The organism is Xanthobacter lutulentifluminis, assembly GCF_043194675.2.
Lineage (GTDB): Bacteria > Pseudomonadota > Alphaproteobacteria > Rhizobiales > Xanthobacteraceae > Xanthobacter.
In genome coordinates this window covers 3,879,066-3,905,057 of sequence record NZ_CM195525.1, presented here as the reverse complement: position 1 = coordinate 3,905,057, position 25,992 = coordinate 3,879,066, and the positions used below count along the sequence as shown (strand labels likewise).

Annotated in this window: 24 protein-coding genes; 16 read left to right on the top strand and 8 right to left on the bottom strand. The window is 70.8% G+C overall.

What is annotated here, in order from left to right; all coding sequences use genetic code 11:
- Positions 1-140 precede the first annotated feature (140 nt).
- From V5F49_RS17905 to V5F49_RS17895, 3 genes are read left to right on the top strand one after another with little or no spacing between them, the layout of a single operon-like run.
- Positions 141-2,453 (top strand): putative bifunctional diguanylate cyclase/phosphodiesterase, encoded by a 2,313-nt coding sequence (locus V5F49_RS17905; RefSeq protein ID WP_394116896.1) that lies wholly within the window; start codon positions 141-143, stop codon positions 2,451-2,453.
- Positions 2,454-2,508: 55 nt separating this feature from the next.
- Positions 2,509-3,657, top strand: a complete 1,149-nt coding sequence (gene rnd / locus V5F49_RS17900; RefSeq protein WP_394116895.1) for a ribonuclease D — start codon at positions 2,509-2,511, stop codon at positions 3,655-3,657.
- Between the two features lie 55 nt (positions 3,658-3,712).
- On the top strand, positions 3,713-4,102 hold the full coding sequence (locus V5F49_RS17895) for a GFA family protein (protein WP_394116894.1): 390 nt from the start codon (positions 3,713-3,715) through the stop codon (positions 4,100-4,102).
- 69 nt (positions 4,103-4,171) lie between these two features.
- Here V5F49_RS17895 and gmk read toward each other — a convergent pair whose 3' ends face one another.
- The 5 genes from gmk to V5F49_RS17870 form a co-directional block, all read right to left on the bottom strand.
- Positions 4,172-4,867 (bottom strand): guanylate kinase, encoded by a 696-nt coding sequence (gmk, locus tag V5F49_RS17890; RefSeq protein ID WP_394116912.1) that lies wholly within the window; start codon positions 4,865-4,867, stop codon positions 4,172-4,174.
- Positions 4,868-4,878: 11 nt separating this feature from the next.
- Positions 4,879-5,805, bottom strand: a complete 927-nt coding sequence (locus tag V5F49_RS17885) for a YicC/YloC family endoribonuclease (protein ID WP_394116893.1) — start codon at positions 5,803-5,805, stop codon at positions 4,879-4,881.
- Positions 5,806-6,061: 256 nt separating this feature from the next.
- Positions 6,062-7,561 (bottom strand): endolytic transglycosylase MltG, encoded by a 1,500-nt coding sequence (gene mltG / locus V5F49_RS17880; RefSeq protein ID WP_394116892.1) that lies wholly within the window; start codon positions 7,559-7,561, stop codon positions 6,062-6,064.
- Between the two features lie 273 nt (positions 7,562-7,834).
- Positions 7,835-9,097: a beta-ketoacyl-ACP synthase II gene (gene fabF, locus V5F49_RS17875; RefSeq protein ID WP_394116891.1), complete on the bottom strand. Its 1,263-nt coding sequence runs from the start codon at positions 9,095-9,097 to the stop codon at positions 7,835-7,837.
- A 110-nt stretch (positions 9,098-9,207) separates the two neighbouring features.
- Positions 9,208-9,444, bottom strand: a complete 237-nt coding sequence (locus V5F49_RS17870; RefSeq protein WP_393982473.1) for an acyl carrier protein — start codon at positions 9,442-9,444, stop codon at positions 9,208-9,210.
- A gap of 277 nt (positions 9,445-9,721) precedes the next feature.
- On the opposite strand from V5F49_RS17870, the gene V5F49_RS17865 reads away from it, so the two are divergent.
- The 9 genes from V5F49_RS17865 (at position 9,722) to V5F49_RS17825 (ending at position 18,685) form a co-directional block, all read left to right on the top strand.
- On the top strand, positions 9,722-9,982 hold the full coding sequence (locus tag V5F49_RS17865; protein WP_394116890.1) for a hypothetical protein: 261 nt from the start codon (positions 9,722-9,724) through the stop codon (positions 9,980-9,982).
- Between the two features lie 67 nt (positions 9,983-10,049).
- Positions 10,050-11,339: a UDP-N-acetylglucosamine 1-carboxyvinyltransferase gene (murA, locus tag V5F49_RS17860; RefSeq protein WP_394116889.1), complete on the top strand. Its 1,290-nt coding sequence runs from the start codon at positions 10,050-10,052 to the stop codon at positions 11,337-11,339.
- 46 nt (positions 11,340-11,385) lie between these two features.
- The gene (locus V5F49_RS17855; protein WP_394116888.1) at positions 11,386-11,916 is read left to right on the top strand and encodes a CDP-alcohol phosphatidyltransferase family protein; all 531 of its coding nucleotides are present in this window, start codon (positions 11,386-11,388) and stop codon (positions 11,914-11,916) included.
- 149 nt (positions 11,917-12,065) lie between these two features.
- Positions 12,066-13,157 (top strand): AI-2E family transporter, encoded by a 1,092-nt coding sequence (locus V5F49_RS17850; protein ID WP_394116887.1) that lies wholly within the window; start codon positions 12,066-12,068, stop codon positions 13,155-13,157.
- A 3-nt stretch (positions 13,158-13,160) separates the two neighbouring features.
- Entirely contained in the window at positions 13,161-13,874 is a 714-nt protein-coding gene (locus V5F49_RS17845; protein ID WP_394116886.1) for an HdaA/DnaA family protein, read from the top strand.
- A 69-nt stretch (positions 13,875-13,943) separates the two neighbouring features.
- Positions 13,944-16,130, top strand: a complete 2,187-nt coding sequence (locus V5F49_RS17840; protein WP_394116885.1) for an RNA degradosome polyphosphate kinase — start codon at positions 13,944-13,946, stop codon at positions 16,128-16,130.
- Positions 16,117-17,655 (top strand): exopolyphosphatase, encoded by a 1,539-nt coding sequence (ppx, locus tag V5F49_RS17835; protein WP_394116884.1) that lies wholly within the window; start codon positions 16,117-16,119, stop codon positions 17,653-17,655. Before V5F49_RS17840 ends, ppx begins: the two co-directional genes overlap by 14 nt.
- A 177-nt stretch (positions 17,656-17,832) precedes the next feature.
- The gene (locus tag V5F49_RS17830; RefSeq protein WP_394116883.1) at positions 17,833-18,144 is read left to right on the top strand and encodes a hypothetical protein; all 312 of its coding nucleotides are present in this window, start codon (positions 17,833-17,835) and stop codon (positions 18,142-18,144) included.
- 91 nt (positions 18,145-18,235) lie between these two features.
- Positions 18,236-18,685, top strand: coding sequence for an ion channel (locus tag V5F49_RS17825; RefSeq protein ID WP_394116882.1), 450 nt, complete (start codon positions 18,236-18,238; stop codon positions 18,683-18,685).
- Positions 18,686-18,931: 246 nt separating this feature from the next.
- Here the strand turns inward: V5F49_RS17825 and guaB are convergent, their stop codons facing one another.
- Both guaB and V5F49_RS17815 read right to left on the bottom strand, forming a co-directional pair.
- Positions 18,932-20,464, bottom strand: coding sequence for an IMP dehydrogenase (gene guaB / locus V5F49_RS17820; protein WP_394116881.1), 1,533 nt, complete (start codon positions 20,462-20,464; stop codon positions 18,932-18,934).
- Between the two features lie 188 nt (positions 20,465-20,652).
- Positions 20,653-21,141 (bottom strand): L,D-transpeptidase, encoded by a 489-nt coding sequence (locus tag V5F49_RS17815; protein WP_394116880.1) that lies wholly within the window; start codon positions 21,139-21,141, stop codon positions 20,653-20,655.
- Between the two features lie 223 nt (positions 21,142-21,364).
- On the opposite strand from V5F49_RS17815, the gene V5F49_RS17810 reads away from it, so the two are divergent.
- The 4 genes from V5F49_RS17810 (at position 21,365) to V5F49_RS17795 (ending at position 24,896) form a co-directional block, all read left to right on the top strand.
- Entirely contained in the window at positions 21,365-21,931 is a 567-nt protein-coding gene (locus V5F49_RS17810) for an NnrU family protein (protein WP_394116879.1), read from the top strand.
- 43 nt (positions 21,932-21,974) lie between these two features.
- Entirely contained in the window at positions 21,975-22,817 is an 843-nt protein-coding gene (panB, locus tag V5F49_RS17805) for a 3-methyl-2-oxobutanoate hydroxymethyltransferase (protein ID WP_394116878.1), read from the top strand.
- Positions 22,817-23,686 carry a penicillin-binding transpeptidase domain-containing protein gene (locus tag V5F49_RS17800; protein WP_509210710.1) on the top strand — a complete coding sequence of 290 codons (870 nt, stop codon included), beginning with the start codon at positions 22,817-22,819 and terminating at the stop codon, positions 23,684-23,686. The genes panB and V5F49_RS17800 overlap by 1 nt, the downstream gene beginning before the upstream one ends.
- Positions 23,687-23,750: 64 nt before the next feature.
- Positions 23,751-24,896 carry a benzoate/H(+) symporter BenE family transporter gene (locus tag V5F49_RS17795; protein ID WP_394116911.1) on the top strand — a complete coding sequence of 382 codons (1,146 nt, stop codon included), beginning with the start codon at positions 23,751-23,753 and terminating at the stop codon, positions 24,894-24,896.
- 95 nt (positions 24,897-24,991) lie between these two features.
- Here V5F49_RS17795 and V5F49_RS17790 read toward each other — a convergent pair whose 3' ends face one another.
- Positions 24,992-25,984 (bottom strand): branched-chain amino acid ABC transporter permease, encoded by a 993-nt coding sequence (locus V5F49_RS17790; protein WP_394116876.1) that lies wholly within the window; start codon positions 25,982-25,984, stop codon positions 24,992-24,994.
- Between the last annotated feature and the right edge of the window lie 8 nt (positions 25,985-25,992).

The window sequence follows — 25,992 nt, the reverse complement described above, 5'->3', positions numbered from 1 at the left end:
GCGTCTGAGGCGGGGGCGAAGGTGCATGCGCCCCGCCCCTTGTCAAGCACGCACTCCTGTTCAGGGTGCGAACGAACATGCTAGCATGGCCAAGGCCAAGCCCTGCAGCTGCTGCGCAGGCGTGGCGGAACGAGGGTGCCATGGACAGGCCAGACCGACCGGAGCGGGCGCCCCGCAGCGCGCGTGAGCGAGGTCCGTCGGGCAGCGCCTGGGCCTATGCGGTGGCCGGCGCGCTCATCCTCGGCATCATCGCCTTCACCGCCGGCTTCGTGAGCCACGCCCGGCAGGACGGCATCGACGACCGCCGCCGCGAGCTCGCCAATCTCGCCCAGACCCTCGCCGAGCACAGCGCCCGCGTGTTCGAGAGCCTCGACCTGATCGAGGACGGGCTGATCGACCAGCTGGAGGAGGAAGGGGTCGACCGCCCCTCGCAGCTGCGCACCGTCATGGGCACGCAGACCATGCACGTGGTGATGCGCGAGAAGATCATCCCCTTTCCCCACGTGGATGCCATCGGCATCGTCGACACCGACGGGCGCCTGCTGAACAGCTCCCGCGACTGGCCCCCGCCCCAGGTCAACCTGGCGGACCGCGGCTATTTCCGGGCGCTCGCGAGCATGAAAGGCCCGCCGTCCTTCATCAGCGAGCCCATGCGCAGCCGCACCACCGATGCGGTCATCATCTACCTCGCGCGGCGCATCGCCACCCGTGAGGGGCGCTTCCTCGGCGTCACGCTGGGTGCCCTGGAGCAATCCGTGTTCGAGCGGTTCTACGCCGCCGTGAAGCTCGGCAGCGACGGCATGATCGCCCTGGTGCGGGACGATGGCGCGCTGCTCGCCCGCGCGCCGGCCAGCGCCGGACCGCAGGTGCCCGACCCCGCCATGCGCGCGCGCCTCGCGGCCGCGGTCTTCTCGCCCTCCGAGAGCGGCAACCTGCCGGCCGGCGCCCTCGACGAGAAGCCGCGCCTCGCCGCGGTCCAGAAGGTGGCCCGGCTGCCGCTGGCGGTGGTGGCGAGCGACAGCTGGTCGGCGGTGGACACGCTGCTGATGCAGCGGGCCATGCCGCAGATGCTCGCCGCCGCCCTGCTGTGCTGCGCCATCGCCGTCATCGGCTACGGCGTCGCCCAGCACCTCGCGCGCGAGCACGCGTTCGCCGCCGCCCAGCACGCCATGGCGCGGCTCGACCCGCTGACCGGCCTGCCGAACCGCCTCGCCTTCACCGAGACGCTGGAGGCGCGGCTGAAAGCCCCCATGCCGGAGCCGCTGGCGCTGCTGTTCCTCGACCTCGACGGCTTCAAGGCCGTCAACGACACCCTCGGCCATGACGCCGGCGACGCGATGCTGGTGGAGATGTCCGCCCGCATCAGCGCCTGCCTTGGACCGCGGGACATGGTGGCGCGGTTCGGCGGCGACGAGTTCGCGGTGGTGCGCACGCAGCCCCGGGACGCCAGCCCCGACAATGTCGCCGCGCTGGCCTTCGCCGATGGCCTGCTGGCCGCCCTGCATGCGCCGTTCGAGCTCGGCCACCACCGCATCGTCGGCGGCGGCAGCGCCGGCGTCGCCCTCGCCCCGCGCGACGGCGCCAGCCTCGTCCAGCTGATGAAGAACGCTGATCTCGCCCTCTACCGGGCCAAGAGCGAGGGGCGCGGCGTCGCCCGGCTCTTCGAGGAAGCGATGGAGCGGCGCGCACGGCAGCGCCGCCAGCTGGAGCTCGACCTGCTGCAGGCCTGGCGGGCGGCGCAGTTCTTCCTCGTCTACCAGCCCATCTTCGAGGCGACCTCGGGCCGCCTCGCCGGCTTCGAGGCGCTGGCGCGGTGGCAGCACCCCGAGCGCGGCCTGATCCACCCCGACGCCTTCATTCCCCTGGCGGAGGAGACCGGCCTCATCGTGCCGCTCGGCGCCTGGGTGCTCGCCGAGGCGTGCCGGGCCGCCGCCACCTGGCCCGACGACCTGTTCATCTCGGTGAACCTGTCCCCCGTGCAGTTCCGCAACGGCCAGGCGCCGGCGCAGGTGAAGGCGGCGCTGGAGGCCTCCGGCCTGCCGCCGCACCGGCTGGAGGTGGAGATCACCGAATCGATCCTGCTCAGCCCGGAGGCCACCGTGCGCGGGGCGCTGGAGCGGTTCCAGGCGGAGGGAATCACCGTCTCGCTGGACGATTTCGGCACCGGCTATTCCTCGCTCGCCTATCTGCGCACCCTCAGCATCGGCCGCATCAAGATCGCCCAGTCGTTCGTCGAGGAGGTGGAGCGCTCCCCCCAGAGCGTCGCCATCGTGCGCGCCATCGTCAGCCTCGCCCGCACCCTCGGCCTCGGCTGCACCGCCGAGGGAATCGAGACCGAGGGCCAGCGCCGCATCATGGTGGCGGAGGGGTGCACCCACCTGCAGGGCTTCCTGCTGGGCCGTCCGGCGCCGCCCGAGGTGGCCCTCCGGCTCGCCCGCACCGCAGCCGCGTGACAAAATCGCGCCACATTCCCTTTTCCCGGCGGCACAGCATGGCTATTGTCCGGCCATGGATCCGATCACCTCGACCGAGGCGCTGGCCGCGGCCTGCGAGCGCCTCGCCCGCCATCCCTTCGTCACCGTCGACACGGAATTCCTGAGGGAAACCACCTTCTGGCCGAAGCTCTGCGTGGTGCAGGTGGCCTCGCCCGACGAGGCCATCCTCATCGACGCGCTGGCCGAGGGGCTCGACCTTGCGCCGTTCTATCGCCTGATGGCGAACAACCGGGTGATGAAGGTGTTCCACGCCGGCCGGCAGGACATCGAGATCATCTGGCATCAGGCCCGCCTCATCCCGCATCCGGTGTTCGACACCCAGGTGGCGGCCATGGTGCTGGGCTACGGCGACAGCATCTCCTACGACCAGCTGGTCCAGCGCATCACCGGCCACAGCCTCGACAAGTCGTCGCGCTTCACGGACTGGTCGCGCCGCCCGCTCAGCGCCCCGCAGGTGACCTACGCCATCGCCGACGTCACCCACCTGCGGGACATCTACATCAAGCTTACGTCCGACCTCGAGGCGCGCGGGCGCGCCGAGTGGGTGGGCGAGGAGATGCACGTCCTCACCTCCCCCGCCACCTACGAGCAGAGCCCCGACACCGCCTGGGAGCGGCTGAAGTCCCGCGTGCGCAAGCCGCGCGAGCTTGCCGTGCTGGTGGAGGTCGCTGCCTGGCGCGAGCGCGAGGCGCAGACCCGCGACCTGCCGCGCGGCCGCGTCATCAAGGACGAGGTGATCGGCGAGATCGCCCTGCAGCAGCCGCAGACCCCGGAACGGCTCGCCGAGCTGCGCTCGGTGCCCAAGGGGTTCGAACGCTCGCGCTACGGCGAGGCGGTGGTGGAGGCGGTGAAGCGCGGCCTCGCGCGCGATCCCAAGTCCCTGCCCCGCATCGAGCGCGACAAGGCGCTGCCCAACGGCGCCAGCGCCACGGTGGAACTGCTCAAGGTGCTGCTGCGCATGACCGCGGAGCAGAATGCGGTGGCCGCCAAGGTGATCGCCACCACCGAGGACCTGGAGCGCATCGCCGTGAGCGACGAGGCCGACGTGCCGGCGCTGAAGGGCTGGCGGCGGGAGCTGTTCGGCGACCGGGCGCTGGCGCTGAAGGCCGGTCGCCTCGCCCTTGCCGTGGACCGGGGCCGCGTCATCGCGGTGGAGAAGTAGGCCGCGCGACGGCAGGCATGCCGGCCTGCGGCCTCAAGACCGGCACGGAGGGAACATGGCGATGCGCCAGGGTGGCTGCCTCTGCGGCGGCGTGCGGTACTCGATTGCGGGCGAGATGACACCGGTGCTCGCCTGCCACTGCTCCCAGTGTGCCCGCACCAGCGGCAACTTCGCCGCCATGACCAGCTGCCGGCACGAGGACCTCGTCCTGACGGCAGACGATACTCTCGGCTGGTTCGCCTCGTCGCCGGGCACCGAGCGGGGCTTCTGCACGCGCTGCGGCGGCAATCTTTTCTGGAAGCGGGCCGGGGACGCAGAGGTCTTCGTCACCGCCGGCACGCTCGACCGGCCGACCGGGGTCCGCCTCGCCGAGCATATCTTCGTGGCGTCCAAGTCCGACTACTACGAGATCACGGACGGACTGCCGCAGAAGCCGGAATGGTAGCGTCACCCGAGCAGGCGACGATCCGACCGCATCGAGAGCAGATCGGTTCTCGCGTTCTCCATCTTCCCGCTAGAGCGCGTCGCGCAGGCCCTTCACGAAGCTGGACAGGCCGGTGAGCCGGCGGCGCTTCAGCCGCTCCGCCTGCAGGATGGCGGTGAGCTTGGCGAGGCTGTCGTCCACGTCGTGGTTGATGATGATGTAGTCGTATTCGGTGTAGTGGCTGATCTCGTCCGAGGCCTTGGCCATGCGCTGGCGCACCACCTCCTCGCTGTCCTGGGCCCGCGAGCGCAGGCGCTGCTCCAGGTCGGCGGCGGTGGGCGGCAGGATGAAGACCTTCACCAGATCCTGCTGCGCGCTCTCGCCCAGCTGCTGGGTGCCCTGCCAGTCGATGTCGAACAGCACGTCGCGCCCGGCGGACAGCGCCGCCTCCACCGCGCCGCGGGGGGTGCCGTAGAGGTTTTCGAAAACGGTGGCGTGCTCCAGCAGCTCGCCTTCCTCGCGCATGCGATGGAAGGTGGGCACGTCCACGAAGAAATAGTCCTTGCCGTCCTCCTCGCCCGGCCGCGGGGCGCGGGTGGTGACGGAGACCGACATGGTGATGCGCTCGTCGCTGGCCAGCAGCCGCCGCGACAGGGTGGTCTTGCCCGCCCCCGACGGCGAGGACAGCACCAGCATCAGCCCGCGCCGTGCCAGCACGCCCGCGCCGGGCTTCCAGCCCGGCAGCGCGAAGTGCGACGACACGGTGGACGAGGTGGAGTTGGGCATCGGGCGGGCGCTCACTCGAGGTTCTGGATCTGCTCGCGGAACTGGTCCACCAGCAGCTTCAGGTCAAGCCCGATCTGCGTCAGCGCCACGGAATTGGACTTTGAGCACAGGGTGTTCGCCTCGCGGTTGAACTCCTGGGCCAGGAAATCCAGCCGCCGGCCGGCCGGGCCGCCGGTGGCCAGCAGCTCGCGGGCGGCGGCGAGATGGGCGGTGAGGCGGTCCAGCTCCTCGCGCACGTCGGCGCGGGTGACGGCGAGCACCGCCTCCTGGTGCAGCCGCTCCGGATCGAGGGCGGCGGCCTCCATCAGCACGCGCACCTGCTCGGCGATGCGGGCCTTCACCGCCTCGACGCCACGCTCGGGCAGGCGCTCGGCGCGGCCGACGAGGGTGGCGATGGCATCCAGCCGCTCGGTGAGGATGACGTTGAGCGCCTCGCCTTCGCGGGCGCGCATCCCGCCGAGCTCGGACAGCGCGCGGTCGAAGCCCGCGAGCACGGCGGACATGAGGGCGCGGTGCTCCTCCTCGCTGTCCTCGGCCTCGGCGATCTCCACCATGCCCTTCACGCCAAGCAGCCCGTCCAGGGTGGGCGCGGGAGCGCCGAGGCGCGCCGCGCTCTCGGTCAGGGCGCGGTAGAGCGCCTCCAGCGCCGGCTGGTTGACGCGCACGGTGCTGGTGTCGCCCTCGCGGGTGGCGGTGAGGGTGGCGGAGACCGAGCCGCGGGTGAGCACCTGCCCGGTGCGGGTGCGCACGTCCGCCTCCAGCGCCTCGAAGCCGGGCGGCAGGCGCAGCCGAAGGTCCAGCCCCTTGCCGTTCACCGAGCGCACCTCCCAGCCGAAGCGCCACGGCCCGTGCGAGCCGGGGACGCGGGCAAAGCCCGTCATGCTGGCGAGAGGGGCATGGACCGGCAGTCGGTCCCGGGAAACGGCGGCACGCTTCATGGTCACTCCCGCGGGCGGCCCGCGCTTGGGATGCTGGGGCATTGTCGCGCGACAATGCCGGGACGGAAAGCGCCTTCCGTTGCGCCGCCGGGATGGCGGGCGGAAGGCGGGGGCCGGAAAGGCGGCTGGCCGGCGGGAAAGCTGCGCTCCGCGCCCGCGCGGAGCCGGGCCGTCCACCTCTAGCAGCGCCGCCGACGGCTGTCGCGGCCGGCCGGCATCCGGCCGCCACCGGCCAGATGAGGCGGTCTCTCCCGGCCTAGTTGGCGGTGCCCTGCCCGGCCGGCGCCACCGGGGGCGGCACCGACTGCGCACCAGGCGAGGCCGGGGCAGCATTGCCCTGCTCGATGGCGCGCCAGCGGGCGACATTCTTGTTGTGGTCGTTCAGCGTCTCGGCGAAGGCGTGGCCGCCGGTGCCGTCCGCAACGAAGAACAGATCCTTGGTGCGGGGCGGGTTGGCCACCGCCATCAGGGCATCGCGGCCGGGATTGCAGATGGGGCCGGGGGGCAGCCCGTCCACCGCATAGGTGTTGTAGGCGGTCGGGGTGGAGATGTCGGTGCGGGTGATGGGCCGGCCCAGCGAGCCACGCCCGCCGACGATGCCATAGATGATGGTCGGGTCCGACTGCAGCCGCATCTTCTTGTTGAGGCGGTTGACGAACACGGCGGCCACCTTCGGCCGCTCCTCGGCAAGGCCGGTCTCCTTCTCGACGATGGAGGCGAGCACCACCAGCTCCTGCGGCGTGCGCACCGGCAGGTCGCTGGCGCGCTTGGCCCAGATGGTGGCGAGCAGCTTGCGCTGGGCCTCGGCCATCTGCTGCAGCACCTCCTCCCGCGGCTGGCCGCGGCGGATGCGGTAGGTCTCGGGCAGGAGCGTGCCCTCGGGCGGGACCGCCGGCGTGCCGGTGAGCAGGTCGTTGTCCATCAGGCGCTTCACCACCTGCTGGCTGGTGAGCCCCTCGGGAATGGTCACCTGATGCTGCACCACCTTGCCGGAGGCGATGGTGTCGATGACGCTCGCGGCCGACTGGCCGGGCTTGAACACGTATTCGCCGGCCTGGAGCTTCGCATCCTCGCGCGTCAGGCGCTGGCCCACCACGAACAGCAGCCAATTGCTGATCACCCCCTCGCGCTCGAGGATGTCGCCCATGTCGCGCACGCCCGCGCCGCGCGGGATGTTCACCACCTTTTCCGCGGTGAGCGGACCGGGATCGTAGAAGGCGCGCTCCGCGTACCAGACCGCGAGACCGCCGCCGACGCCGAGGAACAGAAGGAAGGTGAACAGGCCGCTGAGGATGGTGACGGCCGGATGCCGCGCGCTGCGCGAGGGGCGGAGCGCCTTCGCGGCCTCGGCCTCCGCCTTGCGCGCGGCGCGGCCGGCGGGCTTCGCCGTGGCTTTGCCCGCAGGTTTGGCGGCTGGCTGGGCGGCAGATGCCGGGGCATCCGTGGCCGGCGCGCCGGCAGGGTTGGCGGCAGCCTGGGGCGGCACGGCGGGGGCGGCGCCGGCCGCTGGCTTTGCCTGCGGCAGCAGCGGCGAATGGATTTCCGGCGCGGGCTTTGCCGCGGGGGCGTCATCGGCCGTCGGCACGCGGGGCGTGGGCGCCGCCGAGGCCGCGTCTCCAGCGCCCGGCACCTTCACCTCGGGGGCCTTTACCTCGGGGGCGGCCGCGGGGGGCGCATCGGGACGGGGCGCGGCCGCATGCGGGTCCACGCCGTCCGGCATTGCGGATTTCGGTGATCCGTCGTTGGACTCGGCCATACCGGGTTCCCCTGTCATCGGCGCAGGCTGGCGCCGGGTCATCGCGCCGCAGTTCCGCCGCCCGGATCGCTAGCTAGCGGCACATTCAGGCGCAACGGCGGCACGTTCCCGCAGGTCACGACGAGCGATCGATGACGTGCGCGACATGGTCAACGGGTCATGATCCGGACCGCGGGTCCGCACCGGAGACAGGCGCCGGAGCGGCCGGCCCCGATCCGGGGCCGGGTGCGCGTGGGATCCGGCCCCGAAAGGCGCGGCCGGATCCGTCTGTCGTCACGCGTCGTGGCGGCGGAAGACGAGCGAGGCGTTGGTGCCGCCGAACCCGAAGGAGTTGGAGAGCACCGCATCGATCTTGCGGGGCTTCGCCTTCAGCGGCACCAGATCGATCGGCGTCTCCACCGACGGGTTGTCGAGGTTGAGCGTGCCCGGCGCCATCTGGTCGCGGATGGCGAGGATGGAGAAGATGGCCTCCACCGCGCCCGCGGCACCCAGAAGGTGGCCGATGGACGACTTGGTGGACGACATGGCCGTCTTGCCCGCCGCGTTGCCCAGCACCCGCTCCACCGCCTTGAGCTCGATCTCGTCGGCCATGGTGGAGGTGCCATGGGCGTTGATGTAGTCGATCTCGTCGGGGGTGATGCCGGCCCGCTTCAGCGCCGCCGACATGCAGCGGAAGGCGCCGTCGCCATCCATGGAGGGCGCGGTGATGTGGTAGGCGTCGCCGCTGAGGCCGTAGCCCACCAGCTCGGCATAGATCTTGGCGCCGCGCGCCTTGGCGTGCTCCAGCTCCTCGAGCACCACCACGCCGGCGCCCTCGCCCATGACGAAGCCGTCGCGGTCCTTGTCATAGGGGCGCGAGGCGCGGGTGGGGTCGTCGTTGAAGGAGGTGCAGAGCGCCTTGCAGGCGGCGAAGCCGGCAATGGACAGGCGGTTCACCGGCGATTCGGTGCCGCCGGCCACCATCACGTCCGCATCGCCGAGCGCGATCAGCCGGCCGGCGTCGCCGATGGCGTGGGCGCCGGTGGAGCAGGCCGTGACCACCGCGTGGTTCGGGCCCTTCAGCCCGTGGGCGATGGAGACGTAGCCGCCGGCGAGGTTGATGAGCCGGCCGGGGATGAAGAAGGGGGAGATGCGGCGGGGGCCGCGATCCTTCAGCAGCAGGGCCGCGTCGGCGATGCCCTCGATGCCGCCGATGCCGGAGCCGATGAGGACGCCGGTGTTGATCTGGTCCTCGTAGGTGGAGGGATGCCATCCGGCATCATCCAGCGCCTGGGTCGCAGCGGCCATGGCGAAGACGATGAACTCGTCGACCTTGCGCTGCTCCTTGGGCTCCATCCACTGGTCGGCATTGTAGGTGCCGTCGGTCCCGTCGCCGCGGGGAATGTTCGCCGCGATCTTGCAGGCGAGATCCGACACATCGAAATGCTCGACCGCCTTCACGCCGCTCTCGCCGGCGATGAGCCGCCGCCAGGTCGGCTCGACGCCGCAGCCGAGCGGCGTCACCATGCCGAGGCCGGTGACGACAACACGTCTCATGGGGAAAACTCCGGAAGGCGGGCCGACGCCGCGCGGGGCGCCCGGCCCGGTGCAACAACGGCCGCGGGCGCCATGCGCCGCGCGACCGTCGAATTAGACACGCGTGAGGATCAAGCGGCGTTCTTTTCCAGGAACTTGATCGCGTCACCCACGGTCAGGATGGTCTCGGCGGCATCGTCCGGGATCTCGCAGTTGAAGGCCTCCTCGAAGGCCATCACGAGTTCCACGGTGTCGAGGCTGTCGGCGCCGAGATCGTCGATGAAGGAAGCGCTTTCCGTGACCTTCTCGGCCTCGACCCCCAGATGCTCCGCGACGATCTTCTTCACCCGCTCGGCGATGTCACTCATCGATGCAACCCTCGTTGTTCGGATAAACCCGTTGCCGTTCGGCGGCTGGAGGAGGGCATAATGCCTTTTTTCCGCCGTGCCCAGCCCCTCCATCGCAAGAGAGGAGCGAATTTCGGCCGGATTTTCCCCACCCGGAACGCCGTCGCCGGGGGCTTTCGGACGCGCCCTGCCCCAGCCCGGCAATGCGGCTCGTTAGCACACTCCCCGCGGCAAGGCCAGCAAGGCCGCTCCAGCCGCCGTCTTGCGCCGCCTCCGCCGCGCCGTTACTGCACCTGTCATGTCCGGGACCAACGACCGATCGGATCGCCTCGCCGCCGCGCTCAGGGCCAACCTGCAGCGTCGCAAGACCCAGGCGCGCGCGCGCCGCGCCGGCGAGCCTGCCGGGGGCAACGCGCGGAACGATCCCGCCGCAACCGGCGCCGCGACGCCGCCCGCGACAGCCCCGGCAGCGAAAAGCGGTGAAAACGAGCCGGCGGACGGTAGCGCGGCGCCGTCAGTCCCTGACGCCAAGATTGTGCCGGACGGCGAGGCGGGCTAGAGCTTCTCCCTTAAATCCGCGCTCGGCCGGCTTGGGGGGCACGCGCCGACAGGAGGGACAGGCAGGCATGGACAAGATTCGCATCGTCGGCGGGCACGAGCTCAAGGGCACCATTCCCATTTCCGGTGCCAAGAACGCCGCCCTGCCGCTGATGATCGCCAGCCTGCTCACCGAGGAGAAGCTGATTCTCGAGAACGTGCCGCGCCTCGCGGACGTGGCGCTGCTGCAGCGCATTCTCGGCAATCACGGCGTGGACATCACCACCAACGGCAAGCGCAACGGCGACGATCCGTTCGCCGGCCAGACGCTGGAGATCGACGCGCGCGTCATCGTCGACACCGTGGCGCCCTACGATCTGGTCTCGCGCATGCGCGCGTCGTTCTGGGTGCTTGGCCCGCTGGTGGCGCGCATGGGCGAGGCGCGGGTCTCGCTGCCCGGCGGCTGCGCCATCGGCACCCGGCCGGTGGATTTCCACCTCGATGCCCTGCGCGCGCTCGGCGCCGACATCGAGATCGACGCCGGCTACGTCATCGCCAAGGCCCACAAGGGCCTGACCGGCGCTCGCATCAGCTTCCCCAAGGTCTCGGTGGGCGCCACCCACACCGCGCTCATGGCCGCCGCCCTCGCCCGCGGCGAGAGCGTGATCGAGAACGCCGCCCGCGAGCCCGAGATCGTCGATCTGGCCGACTGCCTCATCAAGATGGGCGCGCGGATCGAGGGGGCAGGCTCGCCCACCATCTATGTGGAAGGCGTGCCGCGCCTGCGCGCCGCCCGCCATTCCGTGCTGCCGGACCGGATCGAGACCGGCACCTACGCCATGGCCGCCGCCATGGCCGGCGGCGACGTGATGCTCGCCGGCGCCCGGCCGGACCTGCTGGAGGACGCGCTCCACGTGCTGCGGCACGCCGGGGCGGAGATCGACGCCACCAACGAGGGCATCCGCGTGCGCCGCAACGGCGCCGGCATCCAGCCGGTGGACGTGACCACCGCCCCCTTCCCCGGCTTCCCCACCGACCTGCAGGCCCAGTTCATGGCCCTGATGACCCGGGCCAAGGGCCGCGCGCGCATCACCGAGACCATCTTCGAGAACCGCTTCATGCACGTGCAGGAGCTGGCCCGGCTCGGCGCCCGCATCCATCTGGACGGCGACACCGCCACCGTGGAGGGCGTGGAGCGCCTGACCGGCGCGCCGGTGATGGCCACCGACCTTAGGGCCTCGGTCTCCCTCGTCATCGCCGGCCTCGCCGCCGAGGGCGAGACGATGGTCCAGCGCGTCTACCACCTGGACCGCGGCTTCGAGAAGCTGGAGGAGAAGCTCTCGCGCTGCGGCGCGGAGATCGAGCGCATCAGCGCCTGACCCGGCCGGACGGACCGGTCGGCGGACGACGGCACGGAGGCCTCAGGTGAGCCTGCCGAACATTCTGACACTGCTGCGCATCCTGCTGGTTCCGGCGGTGGTGTGGGCGATCGCCTCCGGCGAGTACGCCCTCGCCTTCTGGCTGTTCCTGGCGGCCGGCGTCTCGGACGCGCTCGACGGCTTCATCGCCAAGCGCTTCAACATGCAGACCGAGCTCGGCGCCTATCTGGACCCGGTGGCCGACAAGGCGCTGCTCGTCTCCATCTACGTCTCGCTGGCGGTGGCGGAGATGATTCCGCGCTGGGTCGCCATCGCCGTGGTCTCGCGCGACGTGATGATCGTCGGCGCGGTGGTGCTGTCGCTGGTGATGGCGAAGCCGGTGACCATCAGCCCGCTGCTCATCTCCAAGGTGAACACCGCGGTGCAGATCGCCTTCGCCGCCTTCGTGCTGGCCTCCTCCGGCTTCGGGATCGCGGTGCCGGGCCTCACCGGGCTGGGGCAGGTGATGGTCGGCCTCTTGACGGGCCTTTCCGCCGCTGCCTATCTCGCCGCATGGACGCGCCACATGGCCAAGTGACCCGCGGTGAAGCAACCCGCGGCGAAGTGATCGACGGCGAGCGCTCCGGCGAACGTGACCCCCGGCGCCTTCGGGCGGCGGAGGGATCCGCACCGGGCGCGGGCGCGCGGCCGCCCGCCCGCCCGGAACCCGAAGACCGGGGAGATGCCATGCCGGTCCAGTTCCAGATCCGCTTCTGGATCGGCGCCCTGGTGCTGACGGCAGCGTCCCTGTGGCTGCTGAGCGGCATCCTGCTGCCATTCGTGGCCGGCATCGTGCTGGCCTATTTCCTCAATCCCGTGGTGGCGCGCCTCGAGCGCATCGGCATCGCCCGCACCCTTTCCGCCCTGGTGGTGGTGGGGATCATGCTGCTGGTGGTGATGCTGTTCTTCCTCTTGGCGCTGCCCATCCTGTCCTCGCAGCTGTTCGAGTTCATCCAGCGCCTGCCCTCCTACGTGGCGCGCCTGCAGGGTCTGCTGACGGAAGAGAACCGCGAGTGGCTGAGCGGCATCGTCGGCGACCGCCTGCCCGACATGCAGCGCTCCATCTCCGACCTGATGACCCAGGGCGTCACCCACCTGCTGGGGCTGCTCTCCTCGGTGTGGTCCGGCGGGCAGGCGCTCATCTCGCTGTTCGCGCTGCTGGTGGTTACACCCGTGGTTGTGTTCTACATCCTGTGCGACTGGAACGGCATGGTGTCGTTCGTGGACAGCCTGGTGCCGGTGCCGCACCGCCCGGTGGTGCGCGACCTCGCCCGCTCCATGGACATGGCGGTGGCCGGCTTCGTGCGCGGGCAGGCCATGGTGTGCCTGCTGCTCGGCACCTTCTATGCCGTGGCGCTGACCATGGCCGGGCTGAATTTCGGCCTGCTCATCGGCATCGTCTCCGGCGTCATCACCTTCATTCCCTATGTGGGCTCGCTCACAGGCTTCGTGCTGGCCATGGGCGTCGCCATCGTCCAGTTCTTCCCGGACTGGGGGATGATCGGCACCGTGCTGGCCATCTTCATCGCCGGCCAGACCATCGAAGGCTACGTGCTCTCGCCCAAGCTGGTGGGTGACAGCATCGGCGTGCATCCGGTGTGGCTGATGTTCGCCCTGTTCGCCTTCGGCTACCTGTTCGGCTTCGTCGGGCTCCTGCTGGCGGTGCCGCTGACGGCGGTGGGCGGGGTGCTCGTGCGCTTCGCCATCACCCGCTACATGCAGTCTTCCCTCTACCAGGGCGGGGACGATGCCGCCCTGCCCCCGTCCGGGACGCCCTGACCCATGGCGGAGAAAGACGGACGCCCGCGCCAGCTGCCGCTGGAGCTGCCGGCGGCGCTGCCGGCGCTCAGGCGCGAGGATTTCCTCGCCGCCCCCGGCAATGCGGCCGCGCTCGCGCTGGTGGACGCCTTTCCCGACTGGCCGGCCCGCGTGGTCTGCCTCGTCGGGCCGGAGGGCGCGGGCAAGAGCCATCTCGCCGCCATCTTCGCCGAGCGTGCGGGCGCGCCGGTGCTGCCCGCGCGCGCCCTCACGCGCGAGGGAGTGCCCGCCACCCTCGCCTCCGGCGCGCTGGTTCTGGAGGACCTGGAGGGCGGCTCCTTCGACGAGGCGGCCCTGTTCCACCTCCTCAACCTCGCGCGCGAGCAGCAGGCGTTCCTGCTGATGACCGCGCGCACGCCCCCCTCCGGCTTCGCGCTGGCCACCGCCGACCTCGCCTCGCGCCTGCGCGCCATCCCGGTGTTCGAGATCGCCCCGGCCGACGATGCGCTGCTCGCGGCGGTGCTGGTGAAGCTGTTCGCCGATCGCCAGCTGAGCGTGGACGAGGCGACCGTCCAGTACCTCCTCTTGCGCATGCAGCGGACCGTGGCCGGGGCCAAGAAAGTGGTGGATGCCCTCGACGCCGCCGCGCTCGCGGCGCACCGTCCGGTGACGCGGAGCCTTGCGGCGCAGGTGCTGCGCGAGCAGCTTCAGCCGGGCGCCCACGAGGAAGAGGATTGACGCCAAGGAAGCGTCATAGAGTAGTCATGTAACGCGGCCATGGTCCGGCCGAAACGCGGGGGACCGAGTATGGGTGTGAACGAGGCTGTCGCTCTGTCCGAGGCCGAGATCCCGGCCGACGTCGCGGATGCGATTGCGCTGGCGCAATCTCCGGCCCGGTTCATCAACCGCGAGATTTCCTGGCTGCACTTCAACCGGCGGGTGATGGAAGAGGCGGCCAACCGCAACCATCCGCTGCTGGAACAGCTGCGCTTCCTCTCCATCTCGGCCAACAACCTCGACGAGTTCTTCATGGTCCGCGTCGCCGGCCTGAAGGAGCAGGTGCGCGAGGGTGTGCAGACGCCGAGCCCGGACGGGCTCACCCCCTCCGAGCAGCTCGTCACCATCCTCGCCAGCGCCGCCCGGCTGATCTTCGACCAGCAGTCCCGCTGGCGCGAGCTGCGGCGCGAGCTGGCCGGCGCCGGCATCGTGCTGGTGGACGGAGCCGAGGCGACCACCGAGGACCTCGCGGCGCTGGAGCGGCACTTCCTCAACTACGTGTTCCCGGTGCTGACCCCGCTGGCCATCGACCCGGCCCACCCGTTCCCCTTCATTCCCAACCTCGGCTTCTCGCTCGCCCTGCAGCTGGTGCGGCAGACGGACGGGCGGGGCATGAACGCGCTGATCCGCATTCCGGCCAAGGTGGACCGCTTCATCCGCCTGCCCGACACCGCCCCCGGCCTCCTGCGCTTCATCACCCTCGAGCAGATGATCGGCCTGTTCATCTCGCGCCTGTTCCCGGGCTATGCGGTGAAGGGCCAGGGCGTGTTCCGCGTCATCCGCGACAGCGACCTTGAAATCGAGGAGGAGGCGGAAGACCTCGTCCGCCTGTTCGAGACCGCACTGAAGCAGCGCCGCTACGGCGAGGTGATCCGCATGGAGGCCGACGCCGCCATGCCGGAGGAGCTGCGGCTGTTCGTGGCCCGCGAGCTGGGCGTGAACGACGACGAGATCTTCGTGGTGGAGGGCGTGCTCGCCCTCAACGAATTCTCGCAGTTGGTCTCGGTGGACCGGCCGGACCTGAAGTTCCAGGCCTACAACGCGCGATTTCCCGAGCGCATCCGCGACCATGGCGGCGACTGCTTTCTGGCCATTCGCGAGAAGGACATTCTGGTTCACCACCCTTATGAATCCTTTGACGTGGTGGTTCAGTTCCTTCGCCAGGCCGCCCGCGACCCCAACGTCGTCGCCATCAAGCAGACCCTCTACCGCACCTCCTCCGACAGCCCCATCGTGAAGGCGCTGGCCGAGGCGGCGGAGGCCGGCAAGTCGGTGACCGCGCTGGTGGAGCTCAAAGCCCGCTTCGACGAGGAAGCCAACATCCGCTGGGCCCGCGACCTGGAGCGCGCCGGCGTGCAGGTGGTGTTCGGCTTCATCGAGCTGAAGACCCACGGCAAGCTGTCCATGGCGGTGCGGCGCGAGGGCTCGCAGCTCGCCACCTACGTCCATGTGGGCACCGGCAACTACCACCCCATCACCGCGCGCATCTACACCGACCTGTCCTTCTTCACGGCCGACCCGGTGATCGCGCAGGACGTGGCGCGCATCTTCAACTTCATCACCGGCTATGCCACCCCCGGCGAGCTGGACGCCATGGCGGTCTCGCCCACCGGCCTCAAGCCGCGGCTGCTGAAGCACATCGCCGACGAGATCGAGTTCGCCCGCGCCGGCCGCCCGGCCGCCATCTGGCTGAAGTGCAACTCGCTGGTGGACCCCGAGATCATCGACGCCCTGTACGAGGCGAGCGCCGCCGGCGTGCAGGTGGACTGCGTCATCCGCGGCATCTGCTGCCTGAGGCCCGGCATCCCCGGCCTCAGCGAGAACATCCGGGTGAAGTCCATCGTCGGGCGCTTCCTGGAGCACTCCCGCATCTATTGCTTCGGCGCCGGCCATGGCCTGCCGAGCCCGAGCGCGGTGGTCTACATCTCCTCCGCCGACCTGATGCCGCGCAACCTCGACCGCCGGGTCGAGACGCTCTGCCCCATCACCAATCCGACGGTGCACGAGCAGGTGCTCGACCAGATCATGGTCGCCAACCTTATCGACAACCAGCAGAGCTGGCGGGTGTTGCCGGATGGCGCGTCCGAACGCATAGTCCCGGCCGCGGGCGAGGAACCGTTCAACGCCCATCAGTATTTCATGACGAACCCGAGCTTGTCTGGACGTGGAAAGTCTCTCAAAGATTCTTCGCCGCGCAGCCTCTTTGTCCGGCGCTGAGCACGGCGAGGGGCGGGAGCGCGCGCCGGGCCGGCTCGCGTCGACCGCGCCCATCGCCGTCATCGACATCGGCTCCAACTCGGTCCGCCTCGTGGTCTACGAGGCGCTTGACCGGGCGCTGACGCCCATCTTCAACGAAAAGGCCCTGTGCGGGCTCGGCCGGGAGGTGCTCTCCACCGGCCGGCTCGCGCAGGATGCAGTGGACCGGGCGCTGGCGGCGCTGCGGCGCTTTCGCGCGCTGTGCGACGCCATGGAGGTGGGGCAGGTCCATGCCCTCGCCACCGCCGCCGCGCGCGATGCGGAGAACGGCCCCGCCTTCATCGCCGAGTGCGAGGCGATCTGCGGCACGCCCATCGAGCTGCTCACCGGGCGGCGCGAGGCCGAGCTTGCGGCCTGCGGCGTGGTGGCCGGCGTCCATGCGCCGGACGGCATCGTCGGCGACCTCGGCGGCGGCTCGCTGGAGCTGGTGGACGTGAAGGGCCGGGCGATCGGCACCGGCGTCACCCTGCCCCTCGGCGGCCTCGCACTTCAGGACCGCTCGTCCCGCTCGACCCGCAAGGCCGAGAAGATCGTGCGCGATACCATCCCCGAAGCGGAGGTGCTGGGCAGCCTTGCCGGCCGCACCTTCTACGCGGTGGGCGGCACCTGGCGCGCGCTGGCGCGGCTGCACATGTTCACCAAGGGCTATCCGCTGCACGTGATGCACGGCTACGTGATCCCCGCCCGCGAGGCGCTGGACTTCACGCGCATCGTGCACCGGGCCGACGCCGACGCCCTCGCCCATATCGACGTGATCTCCGACGCCCGCCGGCCGTTGCTGGCTTATGGCGCGCTGGTGCTGGAGAACATCGTGCGGCAGGGCAAGCCGGCGGAGGTGGTCATCTCCGCCCTCGGCGTGCGCGAGGGCCTGCTCTATTCGCTGCTCGGCGAGGCCGAGCGCGCGCGGGACCCGCTGCTGGTGGCGGCGGCCGAGATGAACGTGCTGCGCTCCCGCTCGCCGCGCCACGGCGAGGATCTGGTGGGCTGGACGGACGCCTTCTTCGCCTCCGCCCCGGTGCTGGAGGAAGCGGACGACGAGCGGCGCCTGCGCCGCGCCGCCTGCCTGCTGGCCGACGTGAGCTGGCGCGCCCATCCCGACTACCGCGGCGAGCAGAGCCTGAACATGATCGCCCACGCGGCGCTCAGCGGCATCGACCACCCGGGCCGGGCCTATGTGGCGCTGTCGGTCTATTTCCGGCACATGGGCCTCGGGGCGGATGAATCCGAAACGCGCATCCTCGAGCTGCTGACCACCGGCATGCTCGACCGCGCCCGCATCCTCGGGGCGGCCATGCGCGTCGCCTACGTGCTCTCCGCGGCCATGCCGGGCATCCTGCCGCGCATGCCGCTGGCGGTGCGCGAGGACCAGCTGGTGCTGGGCGTGCCGCGCGACCTCGCGGCGCTGGTGAACGACCGGGTGCAGAACCGGCTGCGCCAGCTCGCCCGCCTCATCGGCCGCGAGCCCCTGCTGGAGCACTGCGACTGACCGGCCCTTCGGAACGCGTGCCCTTCTGCACGCGTGCTCGTCTCCGCGCGGGCGCCATGCGGGCGATGGCATCCGCGAACGCGCCCGGGCCACGGCCCGGAGGCCGCTCATGACTCTGCGGAAAGCGCCGGTGCGCTCGGTCGCAAGTCTGCCCCAATCCATCGGCACGCTGGTGCCATGAGACAGCTTCTGAACCTTTTCGGCGGTGTCGCCGGCCTTGCGGTGGCGTGCCTCGCGGGCTTCGCCCTGTTCACGCTCGTGGGCGGGCTGATCCTGATCGCCGGCATCGTCATCACCGCCCTCGTCATCGGCGGCGGCGTCTATGCGCTCATCACCGGCAAGGCGCCGGGCATGGGGCGCGGCGGCTTCGGTGGCGTGCGGGTGTTCGAGATCCGTACCGGCCGCCCCTATGCCGCGCCGGCCGAGAGCGAGATGATCGACGTCACCCCGCCCAAGCCCCCGCGCCGCGACGGCTCCTTCCGGCCGTAAGGGCCGGAGGCGGGCGGAAGCGCCCCCGCCCCTACTTCCGCCGCCTGGGACCCGATAGGCTCGCGCCACGCGCGAGAAGGGGATTCGGGACATGGACCAGGGGCCAAGCCAGGGCATCTATCTGACGCTCGTGGCCGCATGCGTGCTGCCTGTGATGCTGACGGTGATGGTCCATGCGATGGGGCTCGGCATCATCCGGCGACGGCTGACCCACCGCATCGGCGGCCGGGCCTATGACGATCACATGTTCCGCGAGGCGGTCATCATCAGCACCACGGTGGTGAGCCTGAGCCTCGTCCATCTCACCGAGATCCTGGTCTGGGGCATCACCTATACCGCGCTCGACGCCATCGGGAACCTGCCGGACGCGCTCTATTATTCCATGGCCACCTACACCACGGTGGGCGCCGACGGCGTCTCCATCAAGGCGGCCTATCGCGTCGTGGCGGGCTTCGAATCCCTCATCGGCCCCATGATGGTGGCGTGGTCCACGGCCTTCCTGGTGGAATTCGTGGTGCGGATGCGCGGCAAGACCGCATGACCGGCCGCCAAGGCAGGCAGGACCGGCTCGCGGGCAGGAGCATATTGCTCGGGCGGGCCGGCCCGCCGTAGCTCGGGGCAGGCGCGGACTTGCAGGCATGGATTTGCAGGCGCGGACTTGATCGCGTGCAGGGGCGATCTTCGCCCTCCGCCTGCGCCGGTCCGATCGCGCCGCGACCGGGCCGGATGATTGCCCCGGCGCGTGCATCGCGGTTCCCGCCCGGCGGACCGGGCGGGAACGGAGCCATCAGACGCTGGTCGGGTAGTTCGGGCTCTCGCGGGTGATGGTCACGTCGTGGACGTGGCTTTCGCGCAGGCCGGCCGAGGAGATGCGCACGAACTCCGCCTTCTCGCGGAATTCCTTGAGCGTGCGGCCACCCACATAGCCCATGGCGGCGCGCAGGCCGCCGGCGAGCTGGTGCAGCACCGCGCCCACCGGCCCCTTGTAGGCCACCTGCCCCTCGATGCCTTCCGGCACCAGCTTCAGCGTGTCGCGCACTTCCGCCTGGAAGTAGCGGTCGGCCGAGCCGCGGGCCATGGCGCCCACCGAGCCCATGCCGCGATAGGCCTTGTAGGAGCGCCCCTGATAGAGGAACACCTCGCCCGGGCTCTCGTCGGTGCCGGCGAGCAGCGAGCCCACCATGGCGGCGGACGCGCCGGCCGCCAGCGCCTTGGCGAGATCGCCGGAATACTTGATGCCGCCATCGGCGATCACCGGCGTGCCGGTGGCGAGCGCCGCCTCCACCGCGTCCATGACGGCGGTGAGCTGGGGCACGCCCACGCCCGCGACGATGCGGGTGGTGCAGATGGAGCCGGGGCCGATGCCCACCTTCACGGCATCCGCGCCGGCGTCGATCAGCGCGCGGGCGCCCTCGACGGTGGCGATGTTGCCGGCGAGGATCTGGGTGCGGTTGGAGAGCTTCTTGATGCGCTCCACCTGGTCCAGCACCTTGCGGGAATGGCCGTGGGCGGTATCCACCACCACGAGATCCACGCCCGCGTCGATCAGGCGCTCGGTGCGCTCGAAGCCATCCGCGCCCACCGTGGTCGCGGCGGCGACGCGCAGGCGGCCCTGCTCGTCCTTGGCGGCGTGGGGATAGGCCACCGCCTTCTCGATGTCCTTCACCGTGATGAGGCCGACGCAGCGGCCCTCGCCATCCACCACCAGCAGCTTCTCGATGCGGTACTGGTGCAGCAGGCGCTTGGCCTCCTCCTGGTTCACCTGCCCCTCGCGGACGGTGATCAGGCGGTCCTTGGTCATCAGCTCGGCGACGCGCTGCTGCGGATTGTGGGCGAAGCGCACGTCGCGGTTGGTGAGGATGCCCACCAGCGGGCCGGCGATGCCGCCGGTGCCGCGCTCCACCACCGGGATGCCGGAGATGCCGTAGCGCTTCATCAGCGCCAGCGCGTCGGAGAGGGTCTCGTCGGGGTGGATGGTGACCGGGTTCACCACCATGCCCGATTCGTACTTCTTCACCTGCCGCACATGCTCGGCCTGCAGCTCGGGCGTGAGGTTGCGGTGGATCACGCCGATGCCGCCGGCCTGCGCCATGGCGATGGCGAGCCGCGATTCCGTCACCGTGTCCATGGCGGCGGAGATGATCGGCAGGTTGAGGGAGATGGACTTGGTGAGCTGCGTGCCGATCTCCACCTCGCCGGGCATCACCTCGGAGGCGCCGGGCTTCAGCAGAACGTCGTCGAACGTCAGGGCTTCACGGAAGGGGGCGCGGCCGGTGGCGGCTTCCACGAAGGGGGGCACGTTCGCATTCGGGGTCGTCATGGCCAACTCCTTGAGGCGGCACGGTGGCGTGTCGCTGGATCGGGGCCGGAACGGGATGCGTCTTGGCACCCCGTTGCGAGTTGGCAGTGGCCGATACCATGAGTGGACGACGATTAGAAGACCCGTTGCGCCGCTTTCACCGCAACGCTCCCATGCACGACCGGGCGGCGCCCGCCCCCGAGCGTCGCTCAGCGCGTGATGACGATGGCCGTGTTGCCCGGCCCGTAGGTCTGCACCAGCGAATAGAGGGTGGCCGCATTACCCGGATGCAGGCGGATGCAGCCGTGCGAGGCCGGCGCGCCAAGCTGGTTCACCGCATAGCTGCCGTGGATGGCATAGCCGCCGCGGAAGAAGATCGAATAGGGCATGGGCGAGTTGTAATACTTGCGTGAGAAGTACGAACGGTACATGCGCTGGGGCCGGTACACGCCGGTCGGCGTCACATAGCCCCGGCGGGCGGTGGACACCGGCCAGGAATATTGCGGGAAGCCGTTCACCGACACCGTCATGCGCTGGGTGGAGAGGTCGATCCGCGCCACCACGGCGGCCGCCTGGGCCCGGCCGGCGAGCGCGGGCGCGGCGACGAGCGCCACCAGCAGCGCCACCATGGCCGCGACGGCGCGCCACGCGCCGCGCGCTCCGGGACGCGACGGGACACCGGTTCCGGACCTCGACATCGCCCGCATCCTTCTTCCCCCTGCCGCCGCTTCTCCCGGGGCCGTCCCCCGAGCCTGTCTTCCCCTTGGTCATACTGCCACGGTGCAGGTGGCGCGCAAGAGCGGGCCTGCACAACCCCGCCGGTACGTGACAAGCCGCGCCCGCTCGCACTAGTGTCCCGGCACCGGTCGCGGACGCCGGCCGCCCCGAGCGGACGCGCGCGCCGGCATTGGAGATCCGTCCATGGTGATGATGCTGCTGGGCCTGTTCGTCTTCCTCGGCATCCACGTGGTGGCGAGCCTGCGCGGCCTGCGCGGCCGGCTCATCTCCCAATTGGGGGAAGGCCCCTACCGCGGCTTCTTCTCCCTGCTGGCCACCAGCGGCCTGCTGCTCACCGCCTACGGCTATGTGCTGTGGCGGGCCAACGGCGCCGTGGACCTCTGGGTGCCGCCCATATGGGCGCGCCACCTCACCCTGCTGCTGATGCTGTTCGCCTGCATCAGCGCGGTGGCCGCCTATGTGCCGAGCCACATCCGCGCCGTGCTGAAGCATCCGCTGCTGGTGGCGGTGAAGACGTGGGCGGTGGCGCACCTTCTGGCCAATTCCGACCCGGCCTCGCTGGTGCTGTTCGGCTCGGTGCTGGCCTGGGCGGTGTACGACCGGATCGCGCTGAAGCGCCGGGGCGGACCGCTGCCGGTGGCGCCTTCAAATTATGCAGGCGATGCCCTCGTTGTAGGCGGGGGGCTGGTGCTCTATGCCGCGCTCGCCTACCTATTTCATCCATACGTGATCGGCGTGCCCGTCATCTGACGCAAAAGCGCCCGCCGCCCGCCGCCACAACGAGAGGAACGCCATGTCCAGTCAGGCCGATGCGCGCCGCATCACTGCGCCGCAGATCCAGGCGCGCAAGGGGGGCGAGCCCATCGTGTCCCTCACCTCCTACCATGCCCACACGGCGCGCCTGCTGGATCGCTATGTGGACGTGATCCTCGTGGGCGACAGCCTGGGCATGGTCATGCACGGGCTGGAAACCACCGTGCCCGTGACGGTGGAGATGATGATCGTCCACGGCCGGGCCGTGGTGCGCGGCACCAAGCGCGCCCTGATCGTGGTGGACCTGCCCTTCGGCAGCTATGAGGCGAGCCCCACCGAGGCGTTCCACACCGCCGCCCGCGTGCTGAAGGAGACCGGCGCAGGCGCGGTGAAGCTCGAGGGCGGCCGCCGCATGGCCGAGACCGTCCGCTTCCTCGTGGATCGCGGCGTGCCGGTGATGGGCCATGTGGGCCTCACCCCCCAAGCCATCAACACGCTCGGCTCGTTCAAGGCCCGCGGCCGCGACGACGCCGAGGCGAGCCTCATCCTCGACGATGCCCGCGCCATCGCCGAGGCCGGCGCCTTCTCCATCGTGCTGGAAGCCATCGCCGAGCCCCTCGCCCGCCACATCACCGAGGAGGTGGCGCCGCCCACCATCGGCATCGGCGGCTCGCCGGCCTGCGACGGGCAGATCCTGGTGCTGGAGGACATGCTCGGCCTCGGCGACCGGGTGCCGAAGTTCGTGAAGAAGTACGCCAACCTCGGCCCCGACATCGAAAAGGCGGTGGCGAGCTATGCCGACGAGGTGCGTGCGCGCACCTTCCCGGCCCCGGAGCACACCTACGCGCCGCGCCTGGTGGACAAGCCGGCGAAAGCCTCCTGATGGCGCGCGGGCGGATGGCCCCGGCGCGCCGGGGCGCTTCCCGCGCACCCGGGCGCGTCGCGGCGCTGGCCCTCGGGCTCCTCGCCCTCGCCGGAGCGGGCGGCTTCGCGCGGCCGGCGCTGGCGGCGGAGGACTGCTTCATCGCCACCGAGCTGGAAACCGGCAAGGTGCTGGCGAAGCAGGGCCTGTGCGCTACCCGCCATCCCCCGCAGTCCACCTTCAAGGTGCCCCTCGCCCTGATGGGCTACGACGCCGGCATCCTGAAGAGCGCTGACGAGCCCGTCTTCACCCCGCCCGCGGACGCCGACACCGAGCGCCCGCAGACCCGCGGCCCCCAGACGCCGGCCAGCTGGATGAAATATTCCGTCGTCTGGTACTCGCAGGTGCTCACGCGCCAGCTCGGGGCCGAACGCATCGCCGGCTACCTGAAGGGCTTCGCCTACGGCAACGAGAACGCGGGCGGCGTGAAGGGCGACGCGGAGCCGCTCACGCGGTTCTGGCTCTCCTCCTCGCTGCGCATCTCCCCGCGCGAGCAGATCGACTTCCTGCGCCGGATGCTGAAGGGCGAGCTGCCGGTTTCCCCCGACGCCGTGCGCGAAACCATGCGCCTCATGGCGCAGGAGGAGCAGCCGGCCGGCTGGCTCCTGTTCGGCAAGACCGGGAGCGGCTTCGTGCGTACGCAGGACGGCGCCATCGACCGCTCGCGTCCGTTCGGCTGGTTTATGGGCTTTGCCCAGAAGGACGGGCACTGCGTGGTGTTCGTGCGCTTCACCAGCCTCGATGTGGCCTCGCCCGAATCCCTCGGCCTGGTCGCGCGCCGGCAGGTAATCGCGGCGCTGCCGCCTGTGCTCGCTGCCGTCCTGCCCTGAACCGCGGGGCGGCCGCGCGGCGGGGCCGGTCCGCGCGCCGTCCCGCCTGCCCGAGGTCGCCATGGTGCGCACATCCGTTGTCGTCTCCGCCTTCGTCGCGGCGCTGGTGGGATTCGGCGGGACCCTGCCGCTGATTCTGGCGGCCGCCGCCGCCGTCGGGGCGAGCCCGGCCGAGGCCTCCTCCTGGGTTGCCGCCATCTGCCTCGCCATCGCCGGCACCAGCGCCTTCCTCTCGCTGCGCCACCGCATGCCCATCATCACCGCCTGGTCCACGCCGGGCGCGGCGCTGGTGGCCGGCTTCGGCGCCGGCGTGGGGATGGCCTCCGCCACCGGAGCGTTCCTCGTCGCCGGCCTGCTGGTGGTGCTGTGCGCCGCCATCCGCCCGCTCGGCACGCTGGTGGGGCGCATCCCGGTCGCGGTGGCAGCGGCCATGCTGGCGGGCGTCCTCGCGCGCTTCGTCATGGCGCTGGCCGAGCACGCGGCCGCGACACCCGGGCTGGTGCTGCCTGCCATCGTCGCCTTTTTCCTCGCCCGGCGCTTCTGGCCCACGTGGGCGGTGCCGCTGGCGCTGGTCGCGGCGGTCGCCTCGGCGCTGGCCCTCGGCCGGGTGGGCCCGATGCCGGCGCCGGTGCTGTCCGCCCTGGTCTGGACCACCCCCAGCCTCGATGCGGGCGTGGTGGTGGGCCTCGGCCTGCCGCTGTTCCTCGTCACCATGGCCTCGCAGAACCTGCCCGGCTTTGCCGTGCTGCGCGCGAGCGGCTACGAGCCGCCGGTCCGCTCCATCCTGGCAGCGACCGGCCTCGCCTCCATGGTGACGGCCCCGTTCGGCGCCCACGCCACCAATCTCGCCGCCATCACCGCCGCGCTCTGCACCGGGCCGGACACCCATCCCGACCCGCGGGCGCGGTGGATGGCCGGACCGGTCTACGGCGCGTTCTACCTGCTGCTGGCGGCGGCCGGCGCCTCGCTGGTGGCGGTGTTCGCCGCGCTGCCGGCGGCGCTCATCGCCACCATCGCCGGGCTGGCGCTGCTGTCGCCCTTCACCGGCGCGCTGACCGCGGCGCTGGCGGAGGAGCGGCACCGGCTGGCGGCGGCCGCCACCTTTGCCACCACCGCATCGGGCGTGTCCGCCCTCGGCCTCGGCGCGCCGGTGTGGGGGCTGGTCGCCGGACTTGCCATTCTCGGCGTGGACCACCTGCGGAGCCGCTGACGCCGGGCCCCATAAGCAAAAATCCCGCGGAGCCTGAGCCCCGCGGGATCGTTTCACCGCGAACACAGCGCGGTCCGGGACCACGCGCGCAGCGATCAGTTGTTCGCCTTCTTCGCCTTCATCTGCTGGGCGATGGCGATGACCTCGCCCACGAAGCCGCGGCGGAACAGGGAGACGGCGAGGACGAAGATCACGCCCTGGATCACCAGCACCCACTCGCCGAGGCCGGCGAGGTAGTTCTGCATGGTGACGATCACCGCCGCGCCCACCACCGGGCCGAGGATGGTGCCCATGCCGCCCACCAGCGTCATCAGCACGACCTCGCCGGACATCTGCCAGGCGACGTCGGTGAGCGAGGCCAGCTGGAACACCAGCACCTTGGTGGAGCCGGCGAGACCCGCCAGCGCCGCCGAGAGCACGAAGGCGAGCAGCTTGTACTGGTTCGCCCGGTAGCCCAGCGAGATGGCGCGGGGCTCGTTCTCGCGGATCGCCTTCAGCACCTGCCCAAAGGGCGAGTGGATGGTGCGGTAGATGACCAGGAAGCCGAACAGGAAGATCGCCAGCACCAGGTAGTACAGGTGGATGTCCTGGGAGATGTCGATCACCCCGAACAGCGGCCGGCGCGGCACGCCCTGCAGGCCGTCCTCGCCGCCGGTGAACTTCGCCTGCAGGCAGAAGAAGAAGAACATCTGCGCCAGCGCCAGGGTCACCATGGCGAAGTAGATGCCCTGCCGCTTGATGGCCAGCAGGCCGGCGACGAAGCCGAGCACGGCCGCGAACAGCACCCCGGCCAGCAGGCCGAGCTCCGGCGAGAAGCCCAGCACCTTGATGGTGTGGGCGCAGATATAGGCCGACCCGCCGAAGAACATGGCATGGCCGAACGACAGCAGGCCGGTGTAGCCGAGAAGCAGGTTGAAGGCGCACGCGAACAGCGCGAAGCACATCACCTTCATCAGGAACACGGGATAGATGCCGAACGGCGCCACCAGCAGCGCGGCGACGGCGATGACGCCGAAGATCAGCCCGAAGCCGGTGGACGTTCCGGCGGGGGCCGGCGCGGCGGCGGTGGGAGTGGAGGTGGTGCTCATCGCGCCCT